Here is a 19,892-nt window from a genome sequence, read left to right on the forward strand (position 1 = left end):
AATGATAGTGCGCCATAAATTTGACTGTGCACGGTTTTTTGACTTAACTAGTGGCTGGTTCCAGATTTCAGGCCTCTGCGGGCATAAAGTGCCTGCAAGCGTCTAGCTTGCCCCATTATTTTTGGGCATTGAGTTGACTAGGGAAGTTGCTATTGCATGTGGCGTGAAACCAAAATTCTGCTGATTGATGACGATAGCGTCCGCCGCCGCGATTTGGCGGTGATTTTAAATTTTCTCGGTGAAGAAAATTTACCCTGTGGTAGCCATGACTGGCAGCAGGCTGTCGGCTCTTTGTCATCAAGTCGTGAAGTGATCTGTGTCCTCATCGGGACGGTCAATGCTCCTGGCGCACTTACGGGCTTGTTAAAGACACTCGCTACCTGGGATGAGTTCCTTCCGGTTTTGTTGATGGGCGATAATTCTTCCGTTGACTTGCCTGAAGACCAGCGTCGTCGAGTGCTGTCGACTCTCGAAATGCCGCCCAGCTACAGCAAGTTGCTCGACTCCCTGCACCGTGCCCAGGTTTATCGCGAGATGTACGACCAGGCCCGCGAGCGCGGTCGCCACCGTGAGCCCAATCTGTTCCGCAGCCTCGTCGGCACCAGCCGGGCGATTCAACACGTCCGTCAAATGATGCAGCAGGTGGCCGACACTGACGCCAGCGTGCTGATCCTGGGCGAGTCCGGCACTGGCAAGGAAGTGGTTGCGCGCAACTTGCACTATCACTCCAAGCGTCGTGACGCGCCGTTCGTTCCGGTCAACTGCGGGGCGATCCCGGCCGAGTTGCTGGAAAGCGAATTGTTCGGCCACGAGAAGGGCGCCTTCACCGGGGCGATCACCAGCCGTGCCGGGCGTTTCGAGCTGGCCAACGGCGGCACCCTGTTTCTTGATGAAATCGGTGACATGCCGCTGCCGATGCAGGTCAAGTTGCTGCGTGTCCTTCAGGAGCGCACCTTCGAGCGCGTGGGCAGCAACAAGACCCAAAGCGTCGACGTGCGCATCATTGCCGCGACCCACAAGAATCTCGAAAGCATGATCGAGATCGGCACGTTCCGCGAAGACTTGTATTATCGCCTGAACGTGTTCCCGATCGAGATGGCACCCCTGCGTGAACGTGTCGAAGACATCCCGTTGCTGATGAACGAGTTGATCTCGCGCATGGAGCATGAGAAACGCGGTTCGATCCGTTTCAACTCCGCCGCGATCATGTCGCTGTGCCGTCACGGTTGGCCGGGCAACGTTCGCGAACTCGCCAACCTGGTGGAGCGCATGGCGATCATGCACCCGTACGGGGTGATCGGTGTGGTCGAGTTACCGAAGAAATTCCGCTACGTCGATGACGAAGATGAGCAGTTGGTCGACAGCCTGCGCAGTGATCTTGAAGAGCGGGTGGCCATCAATGGTCATTCCACGGACTTCACCACCACTGCCATGCTGCCCCCGGAAGGCCTGGATCTGAAGGACTACCTTGGTGGTCTGGAGCAGGGCCTGATTCAGCAGGCGCTCGATGATGCCAATGGCATTGTGGCGCGCGCTGCTGAACGCCTGCGGATTCGTCGCACCACGCTGGTGGAAAAAATGCGCAAATACGGCATGAGCCGTCGCGACGGTGATGAACAGGCAGATGATTGACGCCTGTTTTTCAAGTCCTTCATTTTTGGGCGGTTTTTTTTAGGCACGGGTATTGCTAAGTCCTCGCAACGTTCCGTTTAACTGACGGTCAGCCAAGCGAGAGAGCACAATGCCCCAAGCCGCCCAGTTGTCTCCTGTCCCTGACGCTTCGGGACAGCCTTCGTCCGTAGAGCAGGCAAGCCGGCTTGGCCTTGAACAGGCGTTTGCGCTGTTCAATCAGATGTCGAGTCAATTGACCGACTCCTACAGCCTGCTTGAAGCCCGGGTCACTGAGCTCAAGGGCGAGTTGGCGGTAGTCAGTGCTCAGCGCATGCAAGAGCTGGCGGAAAAAGAGCGCCTGGCCAATCGTCTGCAAAATCTCCTGGATCTATTGCCCGGCGGCGTCATCGTTATTGATGCCCAAGGCATTGTGCGCGAAGCCAACCCGGCGGCGTGCGAATTGCTCGGCCTGCCGCTGGAAGGTGAGCTCTGGCGCCAGGTCATCGCCCGTTGCTTTGCACCTCGCAAAGACGACGGCCACGAAGTCTCACTCAGGGACGGTCGGCGTCTGTCGATCGCCACTCGTTCGCTGGACGCTGAGCCGGGGCAGTTGGTGCTGCTGACCGACCTGACTGAAACCCGTCACCTGCAAGATCAACTGGCCCGTCACGAGCGCTTGTCTTCCCTCGGTCGAATGGTTGCCTCGCTGGCTCATCAAATTCGCACACCGTTATCAGCCGCTTTGCTTTACGCCAGTCACTTGACTGAGCAAGAGCTGCCGGTCGCGACGCAGCAGCGTTTTGCCGGTCGCCTGAAAGAGCGCTTGCATGAGCTGGAGCATCAGGTTCGCGACATGCTGGTGTTCGCTCGCGGCGAGCTGCCGCTGACCGACCGCCTCACGCCCAAACAGCTGATGCAATCACTGCAGGCGGCGGCACTGACGCATGTTCAAGAGCTGCCCGTCCGTTGGCAGTGCGACAGTCACGCTGGCGAGTTGCTGTGTAATCGCGACACGTTGATCGGGGCGATCCTCAATCTGGTCGAGAATGCGATTCAGGCGAGTGCCGGCGATGTCCGGTTGAAGGTTCACTTTTACACCCGTGAAAACACCCTGCGCGTGTGCGTCAGCGACAGCGGCAGTGGCATCGACAGCCATGTGCTGGCGCGTCTGGGTGAGCCGTTTTTCACCACCAAGACCACAGGAACCGGCCTGGGTCTGACCGTGGTCAAGGCGGTGGCGCGTGCGCATCAGGGAGAATTGCAGCTGCGCTCGCGACCAGGTCGCGGCACGTGTGCACAGGTGACTCTGCCGCTTTTTTCGGCTGAAAAGCCCAGTGCCCAGGAAGCGGAATGAAAGGCATGGCCATCAAGGTTTTACTGGTCGAGGATGACCGCGCGCTACGCGAAGCATTGGCCGATACGCTGATGCTGGCGGGGCACGATTTCAAGGCGGTCGGTTCGGCAGAAGATGCGTTGGCGGCGGTGGCGGTCGAGGCGTTCAGTCTGGTAATCAGTGACGTCAATATGCCGGGCATGGACGGGCACCAGTTGCTCGGAGTGCTGCGCGCGCGTCAACCGCAATTGCCGGTGTTGCTGATGACGGCCCATGGCGCCGTCGAACGGGCGGTCGATGCAATGCGCCAAGGGGCGGCGGATTATCTGGTCAAGCCATTCGAGCCCAAGGCATTGCTTGATTTGGTGGCGCGTCACGCGTTGGGCAATCTCGGTACGGTCGAAGGCGATGGGCCTGTCGCGTTCGAACCGGCCAGCGCGCAGTTGCTGGACTTGGCCGCGAGAGTGGCGCGCAGTGATTCCACGGTATTGATCTCGGGCGAATCCGGTACCGGCAAGGAAGTCTTGGCGCGCTACATTCACCAGCATTCCCATCGCGCCAGTCAGCCGTTTATTGCGATCAACTGCGCAGCGATCCCCGACAACATGCTTGAAGCCACGTTGTTCGGTCACGAAAAAGGTTCGTTCACGGGCGCCATTTCGGCGCAGGCCGGCAAGTTCGAACAAGCCGACGGCGGCACGATTCTGCTCGACGAAATTTCCGAAATGCCCCTCGGCCTTCAGGCCAAGTTGCTGCGCGTTTTGCAGGAGCGTGAAGTCGAGCGGGTGGGTGCCCGTAAAACCATCACGCTGGACATTCGGGTCGTGGCCACCACCAACCGCGATCTGGCCGGCGAAGTGGCGGCGGGGCGTTTTCGTGAAGACCTTTACTATCGGCTGTCGGTGTTTCCGCTGGCCTGGTGTCCACTGCGCGAGCGCACTGCCGACATCCTGCCGCTGGCCGAGCGACTGTTGGCCAAACACGTCAATAAAATGAAGCATGCAGACGCACGACTGTCGCCCGAGGCGAGGGCGTGCCTGATCGGTTACCCATGGCCGGGCAATGTGCGTGAGCTGGACAATGCCATTCAGCGGGCCTTGATCCTGCAGCAGGGAGGGGTGATCCAGCCCCAGGATTTTTGCCTGTCCGGGCCGGTTGCGTGTGCGCCGCTTCCGGCATCGGTAGCTGCGCCGGTACGAGCAGTGGAAGTTGACGCGCAATCGACTGGCGCTTTGGGTGATGACCTGCGGCGCCGCGAATTCCAGATGATTATCGATACCTTGCGATCCGAGCGTGGTCGTCGCAAGGAGGCTGCCGAGCGACTGGGTATCAGCCCGCGCACGTTGCGCTACAAGCTGGCGCAGATGCGTGACGCCGGAATGGATGTGGAAGCGTATTTGTTTGCCACCTGAAAGCAGGCTCGCTCCCACAAGTGTTTTGCGATGATTCCAAATGCCTTTTGTTCAGAGCCATCACGGAGCTGGCACCCTTGTTGCTAACACCTCACTACCCGCCGAGTGAGTGTCAAAAAATTGCGGGTCGCCAACGAGAGTAGATCATGAGCCAAGGTATTGAATTTAATCGGTTGATGCTGGATATGCGCTCCATGCAAATGGATGCCATGTCTGCGCCTAAATCGACTGCCGCAGTCCCTGAACTGGGTGGCAGCAGCTTTTCCGACATGCTCGGTCAAGCCGTCAATAAAGTGAACGACACTCAGCAGGCATCCACTCAGTTGGCCAGTGCTTTCGAGATCGGCAAGAGCGGCGTCGACCTGACGGACGTCATGATCTCCTCGCAGAAGGCCAGTGTCTCTTTCCAGGCGTTGACGCAAGTGCGCAACAAGCTGGTTCAGGCTTACCAAGACATCATGCAGATGCCGGTTTAAGGACGAATTGAGTCATGGCAGAAGCAGTCGCCGATAACGTTCCGGCCAAGGTCACTCCAATTGACGGCAAACCGCCGCTGTTCGGGTTGTCCTTCCTGGAAAACCTCTCCGAGATGACCATGTTGCGTCAGGTAGGCCTGTTGGTCGGCCTGGCTGCAAGCGTGGCGATTGGCTTTGCCGTGGTGCTGTGGTCTCAGCAGCCGGACTACCGGCCTCTGTACGGCAGCCTTGCCGGTATGGACGCCAAACAGGTCATGGATACCCTGGCCTCCGCCGATATTCCTTATACCGTCGAACCGAACTCTGGCGCCTTGCTGGTCAAGGCCGATGATTTGTCCCGTGCGCGATTGAAACTCGCGGCGGCTGGTGTCACTCCCAGCGACGGCAACATCGGTTTTGAAATCCTCGACAAGGACCAGGGCCTCGGGACCAGCCAGTTCATGGAAGCGACCCGTTATCGTCGCGGCCTCGAAGGCGAACTGGCACGTACCATTTCCAGCCTGAACAACGTCAAGGGCGCCCGCGTGCACCTGGCGATTCCGAAAAGTTCGGTGTTCGTGCGTGATGAACGCAAGCCAAGCGCTTCGGTTCTGGTTGAACTGTATTCCGGTCGTTCGCTGGAGCCGGGTCAAGTGGTGGCGATCATCAACCTGGTCGCGACCAGTGTTCCTGAGCTGAGCAAATCGCAGATCACCGTCGTCGACCAGAAGGGCAACCTGCTGTCGGATCAGGCGGAAAACTCCGAACTGACCATGGCCGGCAAGCAATTCGATTACAGCCGCCGCATGGAGACCATGCTCACCCAGCGCGTGCATAACATTCTGCAACCGGTGCTGGGTAACGATCGCTATAAAGCCGAAGTGTCTGCCGACGTCGATTTCAGCGCTGTCGAGTCGACCTCCGAGCAGTTCAACCCGGATCAACCGGCGTTGCGCAGCGAGCAGTCGGTCAACGAACAACGCACCGCCAGCAACGGCCCGCAAGGTGTGCCGGGTGCCCTGAGCAACCAGCCGCCGTCGCCAGCCTCTGCACCGCAAACCACTGGCGGCACGACCGCCTCGGCCGGCATGGTGCAACCGGGCCAGCCGTTGATCGATGCCAACGGCCAGCAAATCATGGACCCCGCCACCGGTCAGCCAATGCTGGCGCCGTACCCGGCAGACAAGCGTCAACAATCCACCAAGAACTTCGAACTCGACCGCTCCATCAGCCACACCAAGCAACAACAGGGCCGGTTGAATCGCCTGTCAGTGTCGGTGGTGGTGGACGATCAGGTCAAAGTTAACGCGGCCAACGGTGAAACCACCCGCGCACCGTGGACCGCCGATGAATTGGCACGGTTCACACGCCTGGTACAGGACGCGGTCGGTTTCGATGCCAGCCGTGGCGACAGCGTCAGTGTGATCAACATGCCGTTCTCCGCGGAACGCGGTGAAGTGATTGCCGATATTCCGTTCTACTCGCAGCCGTGGTTCTGGGACATCGTCAAGCAATTGCTGGGCGTCTTGTTCATCCTGGTGTTGGTGTTCGGCGTGCTGCGTCCGGTACTCAACAACATCACCGGTGGCGGCAAAGAGAAACAGCTGGTCGGCAGCGACGCCGAGTTGGGTGGCATGGGCGGCCTGGACGGCGAACTGGCCAACGATCGCGTCAGCCTCGGCGGCCCGCAAAGCATCCTGCTGCCAAGCCCGAGCGAAGGCTATGACGCACAGTTGAATGCAATCAAGAGTCTGGTGGCAGAAGACCCGGGTCGTGTGGCCCAGGTCGTGAAAGAGTGGATTAACGCAGATGAGTGATAACCGAGCCGTTGCCGCCAAACTGTCCAAGGTCGACAAAGCCGCGATTCTGCTGCTGTCCCTCGGTTCGACCGATGCTGCCCAGGTATTGCGTCACATGGGGCCTAAAGAGGTCCAGCGCGTGGGTGTCGCGATGGCCCAGATGGGCAACGTGCACCGCGAGCAAGTCGAGCAGGTGATGAGCGAGTTCGTCGACATCGTCGGCGACCAGACCAGCTTGGGCGTCGGCTCCGACGACTACGTGCGCAAAATGCTCACCCAGGCCTTGGGCGAAGACAAGGCCAACGGCCTGATCGACCGCATCCTGCTGGGAGGCAACACCAGTGGCCTTGACAGCCTGAAATGGATGGAGCCGCGCGCCGTTGCCGACGTGATCCGTTACGAGCACCCACAGATCCAGGCGATCGTGGTGGCGTACCTCGACCCGGATCAAGCCGGTGAAGTGCTCGGTAACTTCGACCACAAGGTACGACTGGACATCATTCTGCGAGTGTCCTCGCTGAACACCGTCCAGCCAGCGGCCCTTAAAGAGCTCAATCAGATTCTCGAGAAGCAGTTCTCCGGCAACTCGAATGCCTCGCGCACCACCCTGGGTGGCATCAAGCGCGCGGCCGACATCATGAACTTCCTCGACAGCTCAATCGAAGGTCAGCTGATGGACTCGATCCGCGAAGTCGACGAAGACCTGTCCGGTCAGATCGAAGACCTCATGTTCGTGTTCAACAACCTGTCCGATGTCGACGACCGCGGGATTCAGGCGTTGCTGCGCGAAGTGTCCTCCGATGTGCTGGTGCTGGCCCTCAAGGGTTCGGACGAAGGCGTCAAGGAAAAGATCTTCAAGAACATGTCCAAACGGGCGGCCGAATTGTTGCGCGACGACCTCGAGGCCAAGGGCCCGGTGCGCGTCAGCGACGTGGAAACCGCGCAGAAAGAAATCCTCACCATTGCCCGCCGTATGGCCGAAGCCGGAGAAATCGTTCTCGGCGGGAAGGGCGGCGAAGAGATGATCTAAGGTCACTATGTCGTCTAAACATGATGAGTCCCAGACCGACCTGATTCGTGGCAAGCAGGTTGCCGCTTTCGACGTCTGGGCGCTGCCCAGTTTCGATCCGTTTGTCCCGGAGCCCGAGCCAGAACCTGAGCCCGAGCCGCCGGAAATGGAAGAAGTGCCGCTGGACGAAGTCCAGCCACTGACCCTTGAAGAGCTCGAAGCGATTCGCCAGGAGGCCTACAACGAAGGCTTTGCAGTGGGCGAGAAAGAAGGTTTTCACAGCACCACGCTCAAGGTTCGTCAGGAAGCCGAAGCGGCGCTGACACCGAAGATTGCCGGTCTTGAGCAGTTGATGGTCAACCTGTTCGAGCCTATCGCCGAGCAGGACACCTTCATTGAAAAGTCCATGGTCGACCTCGTGCAGCACATCACCAAACAAGTGATTCAGCGCGAACTGGCCATCGACTCCACGCAGATTGAACACGTCATGCGTGAAGCACTCAAGCTCCTGCCGTTGGGTGCAGGCAATGTGCGCTTGTACATCAATCCGCAGGACTTCGAACAAGTCAAAGCGCTGCGTGAACGCCATGAAGAAACCTGGCGCATCGTCGAAGACGAATCGTTGTTGCCCGGTGGTTGCCGGGTTGAAACGGAACACAGTCGCATCGACGCCACCGTCGAAACCCGCGTCGCCCAGGTCATGGCCAAGCTGCTCGATCAGTTGCACGATCAGGCGTTGCACCCGTCTGCACCGGATTTGAGCCTGCAGGTGCCTGTCGACGAAAAGCCTGCTGTCGAGCGGGATCGGGACAACTCCGATGCGTCTTGATCGCACCAGCTTCGCCAAGCGCCTGAGCGGTTACGCCGAGGCTACGGAACTGGCCGGTGCGCCGATCCTGGAAGGCCGCTTGCTGCGCATGGTCGGCCTGACCCTCGAAGCCGAAGGCCTGCGCGCTGCCATGGGCAGCCGCTGCATGGTCATCAACGACGACAGCTATCATCCGGTGCAGGTTGAAGCCGAGGTCATGGGCTTCTCCGGCAGCAAAGTCTTCCTGATGCCCGTCGGCAGCGTGGCCGGCATTGCACCGGGTGCCCGTGTGGTTCCGTTGGCCGATACCGGCCGCTTGCCAATGGGCATGAGCATGTTGGGGCGGGTGCTTGATGGCGCCGGCCGTGCGCTGGACGGCAAAGGCGGGATGAAAGCCGAAGACTGGGTGCCGATGGACGGCCCCACCATTAACCCGCTCAAGCGCGAACCGATCAGCGAACCGCTGGACGTGGGCATTCGTACCATCAACGGTTTGTTGACGGTCGGTCGCGGCCAGCGGCTCGGGCTGTTCGCCGGTACTGGTGTGGGTAAATCGGTGCTGCTGGGCATGATGACTCGATTCACCGAGGCCGACATTATCGTCGTCGGGCTGATCGGTGAACGGGGTCGCGAAGTCAAAGAATTCATCGAGCACATCCTCGGTGAAGAAGGGCTCAAGCGTTCCGTGGTCGTGGCCTCGCCGGCGGACGATGCGCCGCTGATGCGTCTGCGTGCGGCGATGTACTGCACGCGCATTGCCGAGTATTTCCGCGACAAGGGCAAAAACGTCCTGCTGCTCATGGATTCCCTGACCCGTTTTGCCCAGGCCCAGCGGGAAATCGCCCTGGCCATTGGCGAACCGCCCGCCACCAAAGGTTACCCGCCGTCGGTATTTGCCAAGCTGCCAAAGCTGGTGGAGCGGGCCGGTAACGCCGAGAAGGGCGGTGGTTCGATCACGGCGTTCTACACCGTGTTGTCCGAAGGCGACGATCAGCAGGACCCGATTGCCGATGCCGCGCGCGGCGTACTCGACGGTCACATCGTGTTGTCCCGCCGATTGGCTGAAGAGGGGCATTACCCGGCCATCGATATCGAAGCGTCCATCAGCCGAGTCATGCCATCGGTGGTCAGCCCAGAACACATGACCCGCGCGCAAATGTTCAAACAGTACTGGTCACGCTATCAGCAGAGTCGCGACTTGATCAGTGTCGGTGCTTATGTGCCGGGTGGCGATCGTGAAACCGACACCGCGATTTCCCTCCAGCCAGCCATGGTCACTTACCTGCGTCAGGGTTTGAACGACAACATCGGCATGGGCGCCAGCGTTAACCATCTCGCGTCCATTTTTGCCCCGGCAGCGGGCGGTTAACCCGCCATGGCTGTAAGTCGAGCCGCGCGCCTGGCGCCGGTGGTGGAAATGGCCGAAAAGGCCGAGAAAACCGCCGTCCTTCGCCTCGGGCATTTTCAGGGGCAGGTGCGTGTGGCAGAAAGCAAGCTCGCCGACCTTGAAGCCTTCCGCCTCGAATACCAGGAACAATGGATCGTGCGCGGTAGCAGTGGCGTTTCCGGTCAGTGGTTGCTGGGGTATCAGGGTTTTCTGGCGCAATTGGGCACTGCCATCGATCAGCAGCGACAGAGCCTGAACTGGCACCAGAACAACCTGAACAAAGCGCGCGACACCTGGCAACAAGCGTTCGCCCGTGTCGAAGGTTTGCGAAAACTGGTACAGCGTTACCGGGATGAGGCACAGCAGCTGGAAGACAAGCGCGAACAGAAATTGCTGGATGAATTGTCGCAGCGCTTGCCCAGACATGATCCGTATTGAACAATCGTTGCGCCTTGCTCCCCTTTCTCCCTAGTGCTAAACCTTGTGCAGCACGTTAGCCCATGACAAGGAAGCCGTTTAATGACAGTCACAGCAGAACTATCCCGGGATGGGAAAATACTTACGATTTCGATAAAGGGGCGATTTGATTTCGCCAAGCATCTTGCATTTCGTGAGTCTTACGAGCGCAAAGACGGCAAGATGCCGAAATCGGTGGTCGTCGACTTGAAAGACGCAACCTACCTCGATAGCTCGGCGCTGGGCATGTTGCTCCTGCTGCGGGATCATTCGGGCGGAGACAGGTCCGATATTCGTGTGGTCAATAGCAGTTCAGATGTGCGGAAAATCCTCGCTATCTCCAATTTCGACAAGCTGTTCGACATCAGTTGACGGGCATGCAGTCACTCGAACCCCTGACCATACTCATCGCCGAAGACAGTGCGGCCGATCGCATGCTGCTGTCGCGCATCGTCCGCCGCCAGGGCCATGAAGTGCTGACCGCCGCCGATGGTGCCGAGGCGGTCGAAACCTTTCGCCAGCAACGACCGCACCTGGTGTTGATGGACGCCATGATGCCGGTGATGGACGGTTTCGAGGCTGCGCGACAGATCAAGCTGCTGGCCGGGGAAACCCTGGTGCCGATCATCTTCCTGACCTCGCTCAGTGAAAGCGAAGCGCTGGCCCGGTGCCTGGAGGCTGGCGGTGACGACTTTCTGGCGAAGCCCTACAACCCGGTAATTCTGGCGGCCAAGATCAAGGCGATGGATCGCTTGCGCCGCTTGCAAAGCACTGTGCTGCAGCAGCGTGACCTGATCGCCAGGCATCACGAGTATTTGCTCAATGAGCAGCGGGTGGCCAAGGCCGTGTTCGACAAGGTCGCGCATTCCGGCTGCCTGAGTGCGCCGAATATTCGCTACCTGCAATCGCCTTATGCGCTGTTCAATGGTGATCTGTTGTTGGCCGCTTTCACCCCGGCTGGCGATATGCATGTGCTGTTGGGGGATTTCACCGGCCATGGGTTACCAGCGGCCGTGGGGGCCATGCCACTGGCCGAAGTCTTCTACGGCATGACGGCCAAGGGCTACGGCCTGGCGGAAACCCTGCGGGAGATGAACGCCAAGCTCAAGCGCATCTTGCCGGTCGACATGTTTTGCTGCGCCACCTTGCTGTGTCTGAGCTTTCAGCGACGCTCGGTGGAGGTCTGGAATGGCGGAATGCCGGACGGCTATTTGCACAGCATCGCTACAGGTGAGCGCAAGCCGCTGACAGCGCGTCACTTGCCGCTGGGCGTTCTGAGCTCGCAGACCTTCGATGACCGCACCGAAGTGTTCCCGATGGCCGTTGGGGATCGAGTGTTCCTGCTGTCCGACGGGGTGATCGATACCTGCGATGGTCACGAGCAATTGTTTGGCGTTGAGCGGTTGCGGCAGGTGTTTGCGGCCAACCGTCAGCCTGACGCACTCTTCGAAGAAATCGAACAGGCTCTGCGGGATTTTGGCGGCGAAGCCCGCGATGACGTGAGCATGGTCGAGATCAGACTGCTGGAGGCGGCGCAACTGAGTCCTCCTGCGTTGGTGTACTCCGACAGCGGCCAGTCCTGTCCGCTGGACTGGTCAGCGAGTTTTGAGTTCCGCGCCGCGACCCTCAAACGTTTCAATCCGCTGCCCTACCTGTTGCAGTTGCTGCTTGAGGTTCACGGGTTGCGGGCTCAGAGCGGCGCGCTCTACAGTGTGCTCGCCGAGCTGTATTCCAATGCGCTGGAGCACGGCGTGCTGGGTCTGGATTCAAGCCTCAAGCGCGATGCATCGGGTTTTGCGCGCTATTATCTTCAGCGCAATGAGCGCCTGGATGCACTGCAGGACGGTTATGTGCGAGTGCATTTGCAGGTCTCGCCAGAAGGCAAGGGCGGTTGCCTGACTGTTCGGGTTGAAGACAGTGGCAAGGGGTTTGACGTGGCTCGGGTACAGGATCGGCCGCTTGATGGTGCCCGCCTGTCGGGCCGTGGCATCAGCCTTATCCGCCAGTTGAGCCGTAATGCGAGCTGGTCTGACAATGGGCGCAGTGCGTGCGTGGAGTTTTTCTGGGAGGCTCTGGCATAATTCACGCATTCTTGATCAAGGAGTGAGCAAGTGGTTGACACACATCTGGACCCAAGCGTGCTGATCGCGTTGCAGGAAGTGATGGAGGATGAGTATCCAGAGCTGCTGGATGTATTTCTTCGTGATTCCGAAGAGCGTTTGCTGACGCTGCGAACGGCTGATAATGCCTTGCTGCTGATGAATACAGCCCATAGTTTCAAGGGCAGTAGCAGTAATATGGGCGCCGTTCGCCTGGCTGAGTTGTGCCATGAGCTTGAACAGCGCGCCAGGCAAAAAAGCCTCGCCGGCATTGATAAACTATTGGGAGAAATCGACGGTGAATTTGCCATCGTCCGACCGCTTTATGAGGCGGAAAGACAGCGCTCTCTCTCCGAATAATCCGACCACTTGGCGCTTTTAGCGCCGGTTGGTCATGCTGGCCCGTCCCTTGCATTTAACTCGCTCAACTGTACCTACGATCCCAGTGCAGCGGAGACCGTTTAATGCCCGTTACCCCCAATTCAATTTCTCAGGCCAGCCCGGCGGCCAAGACCGTCGCCACGTCCGCCAATACCCCGGCGGTGGCTGCTGAGCCCGGGGATAAAGCCTCCAGCTTTGCTGAGGTTTATGCCAATCAGTCTCAGGGCAAACCTGCTGTGGACGCGGATAAATCCGCCACGCCGGCGACTGATACCGCGGCGCAAGGCACGGCAAATTCCGACGTCAACAGCGATACCGCTGCCGTCCTGGAGCTTTTGGTTGCCGATAGCGGCAATTCCTTGCCCGCCGAAAAACCGGCGCCGATCGAGGATGCGCTCACCGGCAATGTCGCACCGGTTGCCAGCGAGACGCCGGTGGTCGACACCCTCCCAATCGATCCGTCCCTTGATCCTGCCTTGATGGCGGTCGTGCAGCCATTGGTCACGGTTCCTGTCGAGCACGCCGTGCCCGTTGTTGACACTGTGCAACCGCAGGTCGCGGTGCCGGTCGCGGCGCCTGTGGCTGCCACTCCTGCGCAAGCCGCCGCAATCATCGTCAGCGACTTCGATCCTGAAGCCGATCCACTCGACGCACTGCCAGCCGTGCGTCTGGCCATGGAGCAAAGTGGTCACATTTCCGCTTCCAGCCAGGCCCGGCCCATAGCAACTCCGACCCAAACCCAAGCCCAAGCCCAAGCCCCGGCCCCGGCTGACAGTGAACCGACCTTGACGCAGAGCTTTGCCGCCGGCATGGCGGGCATGGTTGATCTGCAAACCGATAAAGACAGCACCAGCCAAGGCGGCGAGAAAGCGTTCAGTGGTCTGATCGATGACGGCCTTAAAGACCTGAAAAGCGCCAGCAGTGATACCCGTGTCGATGACTTCGCCAACCGTCTGGCGGCATTGACTCAAGCGGCCACCCCTAAAACGGCTAACACGTTGCCGGTGAATCAGCCGATTGCCATGCATCAGAGTGGCTGGACCGAAGAGGTGGTCAACCGCGTCATGTACCTCTCCAGCGCCAACCTCAAGGCGGCCGATATTCAGTTGCAACCCGCCGAGTTGGGTCGCCTCGATATTCGGGTGAATATGGTTCCGGACCAGCAGACCCAAGTCACCTTCATAAGCGCCCATCCAGGCGTTCGCGAAGCGCTGGACAGTCAAATGCATCGCTTGCGTGACATGTTCACGCAGCAGGGCATGGGGCAGGTCGACGTCAACGTGTCCGATCAGTCTCGTGGCTGGCAAGGTCAGGGGCAGGATCAAACTCAGCAGGGGCAGGGCGGTCGCTCCAATGCCGCTGGTGGTCGCGTCGACTCGATGGAAGAAGACCTCGCGACTGCTGTGACTGAAGCCGCCGTCGACACCACCAGCGTGATCGGCTCCAGCGCCGTCGATTACTACGCCTGATAAAAACGCTATCCCCTGTGGGAGCGAGCCTGCTCGCGATGAGGCAGTAACATTCAACATTTTCGTTGACTGTTACACCGCTATCGCGAGCAGGCTCGCTCCCACATTTGTTTTTGTGGTCTCCCTGAAACCCCCGCCCAGCGCCCTCCCGACACTTCTGGCATAACACTTGCTCTTGCCTTGCCGTGCGACTGTGAAAACCCGAATAGTGACGGATTATTGGCATGGCGAAGAGCGAAGCAGCAGTAAAAGAGCCCGCAACCAAAGGCAAGATCAAGCTGATCATTTTGATCGTGGTGGCCTTGCTGCTGGCGATCGGCATGTCCGTGGGGGCGACCTGGTTCTTCATGCACAACGCCCAGAGCAAACCTGCCGCTGCGGAAACCGCAGTGGTCGGCAAGCTGCCCGCGATTTTTGAGCCGATGGCACCGGCCTTCGTCGCCAACTACAACCAGAATGGCCGTCAGCGCTACATGCAGGTGAGTATCACCATGCAGGGTCGCGATCAGGCCGAACTGGAGGCGCTCAAAGTGCACATGCCGGTGATCCGCAACAACCTGGTCATGTTGTTTTCCGGCCAGGATTTCACCGCCCTGGCCACGCCGGTTGGCCAGGAGATGTTGCGTCAGAAGGCCACGGCCAGCGTTCAGGAAGTGGCACAGAAAGAGCTCGGCAAAGTGGTGATCGAACAGTTGCTTTTCACTAATTTCGTACTGCAGTAGGAACACGACATGGCCGTGCAGGACCTGCTGTCCCAGGATGAGATCGATGCGCTGTTGCATGGCGTCGACGATGGTCTGGTACAGACCGATAACGTTGCTGAACCCGGCAGCGTCAAAAGCTACGACCTGACCAGCCAGGATCGCATCGTCCGCGGACGCATGCCGACCCTGGAAATGATCAACGAGCGTTTCGCCCGTTACACCCGCATCAGCATGTTCAACATGCTGCGTCGCTCGGCGGACGTTGCCGTCGGTGGTGTGCAGGTGATGAAGTTTGGCGAGTACGTGCACTCGCTGTACGTACCGACCAGCCTCAATCTGGTGAAGATCAAGCCATTGCGCGGTACCGCGCTGTTCATCCTCGACGCCAAGCTGGTGTTCAAGCTGGTGGACAACTTCTTCGGCGGCGACGGCCGTCACGCCAAGATCGAGGGGCGTGAATTCACCCCCACCGAACTGCGCGTGGTGCGCATGGTGCTGGAGCAGGCCTTCATCGATTTGAAGGAAGCCTGGCAGGCGATCATGGAAGTGAACTTCGAGTACATCAACTCGGAAGTGAACCCGGCGATGGCCAACATCGTCGGCCCGAGCGAAGCTGTTGTGGTGTCCACGTTCCACATCGAACTCGATGGCGGTGGCGGCGACCTGCACGTGACCATGCCGTACTCGATGATCGAGCCGGTGCGTGAAATGCTCGATGCCGGTTTCCAGTCGGACCTCGACGACCAGGACGAGCGCTGGGTCAACGCCCTGCGTCAGGACGTGCTGGATGTCGACGTGCCGATCGGTGCCACGGTTGCCCGTCGTCAGTTGCGCTTGCGCGACATCCTGCACATGCAGCCCGGGGACATTATCCCGGTCGAGATGCCGGAAGAAATGATCATGCGCGCCAATGGCGTGCCTGCCTTCAAGGTCAAGATGGGCTCGCACAAAGGCAACCTCGCGTTGCAGGTGATCGAGCCGATCGAGCGCCGTTGACCAGCGCTCAAACCCCTTTGTTTCAACAGACTGCTACTCACTGAATTTTTGCCCGCCGAGGACAAATGATGAACGACGATATGAACGCCCAGGACGACCAGGCGCTGGCTGATGAATGGGCTGCGGCCCTGGAAGAAACCGGAGACGCCGGTCAGGACGATATCGACGCCTTGCTGGCGGCCGATAGCGCTGGCTCGTCGTCCAACCGTCTGCCGATGGAAGAGTTTGGCGGCGTGGCGAAGAGCAACGATCCGGTCAGCCTGGAAGGTCCGAACCTGGACGTGATCCTCGATATCCCGGTATCGATTTCCATGGAAGTGGGCAGCACTGACATCAACATCCGTAACCTGCTGCAACTCAACCAGGGTTCGGTGATCGAGCTGGATCGTCTGGCCGGTGAGCCGCTGGACGTACTGGTCAACGGCACGCTGATCGCTCACGGCGAAGTGGTTGTGGTCAACGAGAAGTTCGGCATCCGCCTGACCGACGTGATCAGCCCGAGCGAACGCATCAAGAAGCTGCGCTAAGTGAAAAAGGTTCTGGGGTTTGTGCTGGCGATGCCGTTCAGCGTGCTCGCTGCCGAGCCGGTAGCGACCGCTGCTGCGGCTGCCGCGCCGGCGGTCAGCAGCGGGGTGGCTGGGCAATTGACGCAATTGGTGTTCGGCCTGCTGCTGGTGCTGGGGTTGATCTTCTTCCTCGCGTGGATGTTGCGTCGGGTCCAGCAGGCCGGGCCGGCCGGCAAAGGGCAGGTGATCGAACTGATCGGTTCCCGTGCGCTGGGGCCTCGCGACCGTTTGATGCTGGTGCAAGTCGGCAACGAGCAGATCCTGCTCGGCCTCAGTCCTGGCACCATCACTGCGCTGCACGTGCTCAAGGAGCCGGTGCAGGTGCCGGGCGCAAGTGAAAAAGCGACTCCGGAGTTTGCCCAGCGTCTATTGGAGATGCTCGGCAAGGATCAGAAGGATAAGAAGTAATGGGTGCGTTACGCATCGTCTTGACGCTGGCCCTGATGCTGGCCGCGCCGCTGGCGTTCGCCGCCGATCCGTTGTCGATCCCGGCGATCACCCTGGGCACCAATGCCGATGGTGCTCAGGAATATTCGGTCAGCCTGCAAATCCTGCTGATCATGACCGCGCTGAGCTTCATCCCGGCGTTTGTCATGCTGATGACCAGCTTCACTCGGATCATCATTGTCTTCTCGATTTTGCGTCAGGCCCTGGGTTTGCAGCAGACGCCATCGAACCAGATCCTCACGGGTATGGCGCTGTTTCTGACGCTTTTCATCATGGCGCCGGTGTTTGACCGAGTGAATCAGGACGCGTTGCAACCGTATCTGGCGGAAAAACTCACCGCTCAAGATGCCGTGGCCAAGGCTCAGGTGCCGATCAAGGACTTCATGCTGGCACAAACACGCAGCAGCGATCTTGAGCTGTTCATGCGCCTGTCCAAGCGTACCGATATCGCCTCGCCGGATCAGGCGCCGCTGACCATTCTGGTGCCGGCGTTTGTCACCTCCGAGCTTAAAACCGCGTTTCAGATCGGCTTCATGATCTTCATTCCGTTCCTGATCATCGACCTGGTCGTCGCCAGTGTGCTGATGGCGATGGGGATGATGATGCTCTCGCCACTGATCATTTCCCTGCCGTTCAAGATCATGCTGTTCGTGCTGGTGGATGGCTGGGCGTTGATCATCGGTACCTTGGCGAGCAGCTTTGGCGGTGTATCACCATGACGCCGGAAGTGGCGGTAGACATCTTCCGCGAAGCGCTGTGGCTGACCACCATGATGGTCGCCGTGCTGGTGATTCCCAGCCTGCTGGTCGGCCTGTTGGTGGCGATGTTCCAGGCCGCCACGCAGATCAACGAACAGACCCTGAGCTTCCTGCCGCGCTTGCTCGTCATGTTGGTGACGCTGATTGTTGCCGGCCCGTGGCTGGTGCAGACCTTCATGGAATACATCCTGCAGCTGTACGGCAGTATTCCTCAGGTCATCGGCTAAACCATGCCGTCGTTGCTTCAGCTGACCGATCTCCAAATCAGTACCTGGGTGGCGACGTTCATGTTGCCGCTGTTTCGTATCGGCTCGTTGTTGATGGTCATGCCAGTGTTCGGCACGTCCCTGGTGCCCACGCGTGTGCGCTTGTATTTTGCGCTGGCAATCACCGTGGTGATTGCGCCGGGTCTGCCGCCGATGCCGCCGGTCAATGCGCTGGACTTGAGCGGGCTGCTGCTGATTGCCGAGCAGATCCTGATTGGCGCGTTGCTGGGTTTTTCCTTACAGTTGTTCTTTCAGGCCTTCGTGATCGCCGGGCAGATCGTCTCCATTCAGATGGGCATGGGCTTCGCTTCGATGGTCGACCCCACCAACGGCGTGTCCGTGGCGGTGATCGGGCAGTTCTTCACCATGCTCGTGACGCTGTTGTTCCTGTCCATGAATGGCCACCTGGTGGTCTTCGAAGTGCTGACAGAAAGCTTCACGACAATACCGGTCGGTAGTGGTTTGCTGGTCAATCATTTCTGGGAGCTGGCCGGCAAGCTCGGTTGGGTGCTGGGTGCCGCGTTATTGTTGGTGCTGCCCGCAATCACAGCGCTGCTGGTGGTCAACATTGCGTTTGGCGTGATGACCCGGGCGGCGCCGCAACTGAACATTTTCTCTATCGGTTTCCCGCTGACGTTGGTGCTCGGGCTGTTCATCGTCTGGGTCGGGCTGGCGGACATCATCAATCAGTATCAACCGCTGGCCACCGAGGCCTTGCAGTTTTTACGCGAACTGGCACGGGCGCGCTGAGTCATGGCTGAGAGCGAAAGCGGTCAGGACAAAACAGAAGACCCCACGGAGAAACGCAAAAAAGACTCCCGGGACAAGGGTGAGGTTGCGCGCTCCAAGGAGCTCAACACCCTGGCGATCATGCTCGCGGGTGCTGGCGCCTTGCTGATTTTCGGCGGTGCCCTGGCGCAGGAGATGATGGAGCTCATGCGCATGAACTTCACGCTCTCGCGGGAAGTGATTATGGATCAGCGCAATATGGGCAGTTTCCTGCTGCATTCGGGGCAGATTGCGCTGGTGGCGATTCAGCCGGTGATGATCACCTTGCTGCTGGCCGCGTTGATCGGTCCGATTTCTCTCGGTGGCTGGCTGTTCGCAGCGGGCTCGATGGCGCCGAAATTCAGTCGCATGAACCCCGGTGCGGGGCTCAAACGAATGTTCTCGACCAAGGCCCTTGTCGAACTGCTCAAGGCTCTGGCAAAGTTTCTGATCGTGTTGTTCGTGGCGCTGGCGGTGTTGTCTGCTGACATCGACGACCTGTTGCGCATCGCGCACGAGCCATTGGAAATGGCGATCATTCACAGCCTGCAAGTCGTAGGCTGGAGCGCTTTGTGGATGGCCTGCGGGCTCATGATCATCGCCGCTGTCGACGTGCCGGTGCAGCTGTGGGAGAGCCACAAGAAACTGCTGATGACCAAGCAGGAAGTGCGCGACGAGCATAAGGATCAGGAAGGGCGGCCAGAGGTCAAACAGCGAATTCGCCAGTTGCAGCGCGAGATGTCGCAACGGCGGATGATGGCGGCAATCCCCGAGGCCGACGTGGTCATCACCAACCCGACGCACTATGCCGTCGCCCTCAAATACGACCCCGACAAAGGTAGCGCGCCGGTGCTGCTGGCCAAGGGTAATGACTTTCTGGCCTTGAAAATCCGGGAAATCGCCGTGGCCAACGACGTGCTGCTGCTCGAATCGCCAGCGCTGGCGCGTTCGATCTATTACTCCACTGAGCTGGAACAGGAAATTCCCGGTGGCTTGTATCTGGCCGTTGCCCAGGTATTGGCCTACGTCTACCAGGTCCGCCAGCACCGCGCGGGCAAAGGCAAACCGCCTGAACCACTCAAGGATGACCTGCCGATTCCGCCGGACTTGCGCCGCGACGCCTGATTCACCCCTGTAGCAGCTGCCGAGCCTGCGAGGCTGCGTCCGG

The 19,892-nt window shown here is 59.5% G+C and carries 21 protein-coding genes; all 21 read left to right on the plus strand.

Annotated elements, in window-relative coordinates:
* The first annotated feature begins 156 nt into the window (after positions 1–156).
* Positions 157–1,632 carry a sigma-54 dependent transcriptional regulator gene (locus tag PMI22_RS02670; protein WP_007948898.1) on the plus strand — a complete coding sequence of 492 codons (1,476 nt, stop codon included), beginning with the start codon at positions 157–159 and terminating at the stop codon, positions 1,630–1,632.
* Positions 1,633–1,741: 109 nt separating this feature from the next.
* The gene (locus PMI22_RS02665) at positions 1,742–2,965 is read left to right on the plus strand and encodes a sensor histidine kinase (protein ID WP_007948899.1); all 1,224 of its coding nucleotides are present in this window, start codon (positions 1,742–1,744) and stop codon (positions 2,963–2,965) included.
* Between the two features lie 5 nt (positions 2,966–2,970).
* Positions 2,971–4,356, plus strand: coding sequence for a sigma-54-dependent transcriptional regulator (locus PMI22_RS02660; protein WP_033049752.1), 1,386 nt, complete (start codon positions 2,971–2,973; stop codon positions 4,354–4,356).
* Positions 4,357–4,502: 146 nt separating this feature from the next.
* Positions 4,503–4,832: a flagellar hook-basal body complex protein FliE gene (gene fliE, locus PMI22_RS02655; RefSeq protein ID WP_007948901.1), complete on the plus strand. Its 330-nt coding sequence runs from the start codon at positions 4,503–4,505 to the stop codon at positions 4,830–4,832.
* Positions 4,833–4,846: 14 nt separating this feature from the next.
* Positions 4,847–6,628, plus strand: a complete 1,782-nt coding sequence (gene fliF / locus PMI22_RS02650) for a flagellar basal-body MS-ring/collar protein FliF (RefSeq protein WP_007948902.1) — start codon at positions 4,847–4,849, stop codon at positions 6,626–6,628.
* The gene (gene fliG, locus PMI22_RS02645) at positions 6,621–7,640 is read left to right on the plus strand and encodes a flagellar motor switch protein FliG (RefSeq protein ID WP_007948903.1); all 1,020 of its coding nucleotides are present in this window, start codon (positions 6,621–6,623) and stop codon (positions 7,638–7,640) included. Before fliF ends, fliG begins: the two co-directional genes overlap by 8 nt.
* Before the next feature lie 7 nt (positions 7,641–7,647).
* The gene (fliH, locus tag PMI22_RS02640; RefSeq protein WP_007948904.1) at positions 7,648–8,448 is read left to right on the plus strand and encodes a flagellar assembly protein FliH; all 801 of its coding nucleotides are present in this window, start codon (positions 7,648–7,650) and stop codon (positions 8,446–8,448) included.
* Entirely contained in the window at positions 8,438–9,796 is a 1,359-nt protein-coding gene (gene fliI, locus PMI22_RS02635; RefSeq protein ID WP_007948905.1) for a flagellar protein export ATPase FliI, read from the plus strand. The genes fliH and fliI overlap by 11 nt, the downstream gene beginning before the upstream one ends.
* Before the next feature lie 6 nt (positions 9,797–9,802).
* Positions 9,803–10,252, plus strand: a complete 450-nt coding sequence (gene fliJ / locus PMI22_RS02630) for a flagellar export protein FliJ (RefSeq protein ID WP_007948906.1) — start codon at positions 9,803–9,805, stop codon at positions 10,250–10,252.
* Positions 10,253–10,333: 81 nt separating this feature from the next.
* Positions 10,334–10,642: an STAS domain-containing protein gene (locus PMI22_RS02625; protein WP_007948907.1), complete on the plus strand. Its 309-nt coding sequence runs from the start codon at positions 10,334–10,336 to the stop codon at positions 10,640–10,642.
* 5 nt (positions 10,643–10,647) lie between these two features.
* Positions 10,648–12,351: an ATP-binding SpoIIE family protein phosphatase gene (locus PMI22_RS02620; RefSeq protein WP_007948908.1), complete on the plus strand. Its 1,704-nt coding sequence runs from the start codon at positions 10,648–10,650 to the stop codon at positions 12,349–12,351.
* Between the two features lie 30 nt (positions 12,352–12,381).
* Complete coding sequence (locus PMI22_RS02615) at positions 12,382–12,729, plus strand: Hpt domain-containing protein (RefSeq protein ID WP_007948909.1); 348 nt, start codon at positions 12,382–12,384, stop codon at positions 12,727–12,729.
* A gap of 104 nt (positions 12,730–12,833) precedes the next feature.
* Entirely contained in the window at positions 12,834–14,219 is a 1,386-nt protein-coding gene (locus PMI22_RS02610; RefSeq protein ID WP_007948911.1) for a flagellar hook-length control protein FliK, read from the plus strand.
* A 224-nt stretch (positions 14,220–14,443) separates the two neighbouring features.
* Positions 14,444–14,941 carry a flagellar basal body-associated protein FliL gene (gene fliL / locus PMI22_RS02605; protein ID WP_007948913.1) on the plus strand — a complete coding sequence of 166 codons (498 nt, stop codon included), beginning with the start codon at positions 14,444–14,446 and terminating at the stop codon, positions 14,939–14,941.
* A gap of 9 nt (positions 14,942–14,950) precedes the next feature.
* Positions 14,951–15,919 carry a flagellar motor switch protein FliM gene (fliM, locus tag PMI22_RS02600; protein ID WP_007948914.1) on the plus strand — a complete coding sequence of 323 codons (969 nt, stop codon included), beginning with the start codon at positions 14,951–14,953 and terminating at the stop codon, positions 15,917–15,919.
* A gap of 68 nt (positions 15,920–15,987) precedes the next feature.
* Positions 15,988–16,446: a flagellar motor switch protein FliN gene (fliN, locus tag PMI22_RS02595; protein WP_007948915.1), complete on the plus strand. Its 459-nt coding sequence runs from the start codon at positions 15,988–15,990 to the stop codon at positions 16,444–16,446.
* Positions 16,447–16,893 carry a flagellar biosynthetic protein FliO gene (gene fliO, locus PMI22_RS02590; protein ID WP_007948916.1) on the plus strand — a complete coding sequence of 149 codons (447 nt, stop codon included), beginning with the start codon at positions 16,447–16,449 and terminating at the stop codon, positions 16,891–16,893.
* A complete protein-coding gene (fliP, locus tag PMI22_RS02585) occupies positions 16,893–17,651 on the plus strand; it encodes a flagellar type III secretion system pore protein FliP (protein ID WP_007948917.1) in 759 nt (252 codons plus the stop codon). The genes fliO and fliP overlap by 1 nt, the downstream gene beginning before the upstream one ends.
* Positions 17,648–17,917, plus strand: coding sequence for a flagellar biosynthesis protein FliQ (gene fliQ, locus PMI22_RS02580; RefSeq protein ID WP_007948918.1), 270 nt, complete (start codon positions 17,648–17,650; stop codon positions 17,915–17,917). The genes fliP and fliQ overlap by 4 nt, the downstream gene beginning before the upstream one ends.
* A gap of 3 nt (positions 17,918–17,920) precedes the next feature.
* Positions 17,921–18,706: a flagellar biosynthetic protein FliR gene (fliR, locus tag PMI22_RS02575; RefSeq protein ID WP_007948919.1), complete on the plus strand. Its 786-nt coding sequence runs from the start codon at positions 17,921–17,923 to the stop codon at positions 18,704–18,706.
* 3 nt (positions 18,707–18,709) lie between these two features.
* Complete coding sequence (flhB, locus tag PMI22_RS02570) at positions 18,710–19,849, plus strand: flagellar biosynthesis protein FlhB (protein WP_007948920.1); 1,140 nt, start codon at positions 18,710–18,712, stop codon at positions 19,847–19,849.
* Positions 19,850–19,892 lie beyond the last annotated feature (43 nt).

It is taken from the genome of Pseudomonas sp. GM21, assembly GCF_000282215.1.
In the GTDB taxonomy this organism is placed as follows: Bacteria; Pseudomonadota; Gammaproteobacteria; order Pseudomonadales; family Pseudomonadaceae; genus Aquipseudomonas.

What these genes read in the sequence shown, in the direction of transcription:
- PMI22_RS02670 (WP_007948898.1), top strand. Translation starts at nt 157, where the DNA reads ATGTGGCGTGAAACCAAAATTCTGCTGATTGATGACGATAGCGTCCGC.
- PMI22_RS02665 (WP_007948899.1), top strand. Translation starts at nt 1,742, where the DNA reads ATGCCCCAAGCCGCCCAGTTGTCTCCTGTCCCTGACGCTTCGGGACAG.
- PMI22_RS02660 (WP_033049752.1), top strand. Translation starts at nt 2,971, where the DNA reads ATGGCCATCAAGGTTTTACTGGTCGAGGATGACCGCGCGCTACGCGAA.
- fliE (WP_007948901.1), top strand. Translation starts at nt 4,503, where the DNA reads ATGAGCCAAGGTATTGAATTTAATCGGTTGATGCTGGATATGCGCTCC.
- fliF (WP_007948902.1), top strand. Translation starts at nt 4,847, where the DNA reads ATGGCAGAAGCAGTCGCCGATAACGTTCCGGCCAAGGTCACTCCAATT.
- fliG (WP_007948903.1), top strand. Translation starts at nt 6,621, where the DNA reads ATGAGTGATAACCGAGCCGTTGCCGCCAAACTGTCCAAGGTCGACAAA.
- fliH (WP_007948904.1), top strand. Translation starts at nt 7,648, where the DNA reads ATGTCGTCTAAACATGATGAGTCCCAGACCGACCTGATTCGTGGCAAG.
- fliI (WP_007948905.1), top strand. Translation starts at nt 8,438, where the DNA reads ATGCGTCTTGATCGCACCAGCTTCGCCAAGCGCCTGAGCGGTTACGCC.
- fliJ (WP_007948906.1), top strand. Translation starts at nt 9,803, where the DNA reads ATGGCTGTAAGTCGAGCCGCGCGCCTGGCGCCGGTGGTGGAAATGGCC.
- PMI22_RS02625 (WP_007948907.1), top strand. Translation starts at nt 10,334, where the DNA reads ATGACAGTCACAGCAGAACTATCCCGGGATGGGAAAATACTTACGATT.
- PMI22_RS02620 (WP_007948908.1), top strand. Translation starts at nt 10,648, where the DNA reads ATGCAGTCACTCGAACCCCTGACCATACTCATCGCCGAAGACAGTGCG.
- PMI22_RS02610 (WP_007948911.1), top strand. Translation starts at nt 12,834, where the DNA reads ATGCCCGTTACCCCCAATTCAATTTCTCAGGCCAGCCCGGCGGCCAAG.
- fliL (WP_007948913.1), top strand. Translation starts at nt 14,444, where the DNA reads ATGGCGAAGAGCGAAGCAGCAGTAAAAGAGCCCGCAACCAAAGGCAAG.
- fliM (WP_007948914.1), top strand. Translation starts at nt 14,951, where the DNA reads ATGGCCGTGCAGGACCTGCTGTCCCAGGATGAGATCGATGCGCTGTTG.
- fliN (WP_007948915.1), top strand. Translation starts at nt 15,988, where the DNA reads ATGAACGACGATATGAACGCCCAGGACGACCAGGCGCTGGCTGATGAA.
- fliP (WP_007948917.1), top strand. Translation starts at nt 16,893, where the DNA reads ATGGGTGCGTTACGCATCGTCTTGACGCTGGCCCTGATGCTGGCCGCG.
- fliQ (WP_007948918.1), top strand. Translation starts at nt 17,648, where the DNA reads ATGACGCCGGAAGTGGCGGTAGACATCTTCCGCGAAGCGCTGTGGCTG.
- fliR (WP_007948919.1), top strand. Translation starts at nt 17,921, where the DNA reads ATGCCGTCGTTGCTTCAGCTGACCGATCTCCAAATCAGTACCTGGGTG.
- flhB (WP_007948920.1), top strand. Translation starts at nt 18,710, where the DNA reads ATGGCTGAGAGCGAAAGCGGTCAGGACAAAACAGAAGACCCCACGGAG.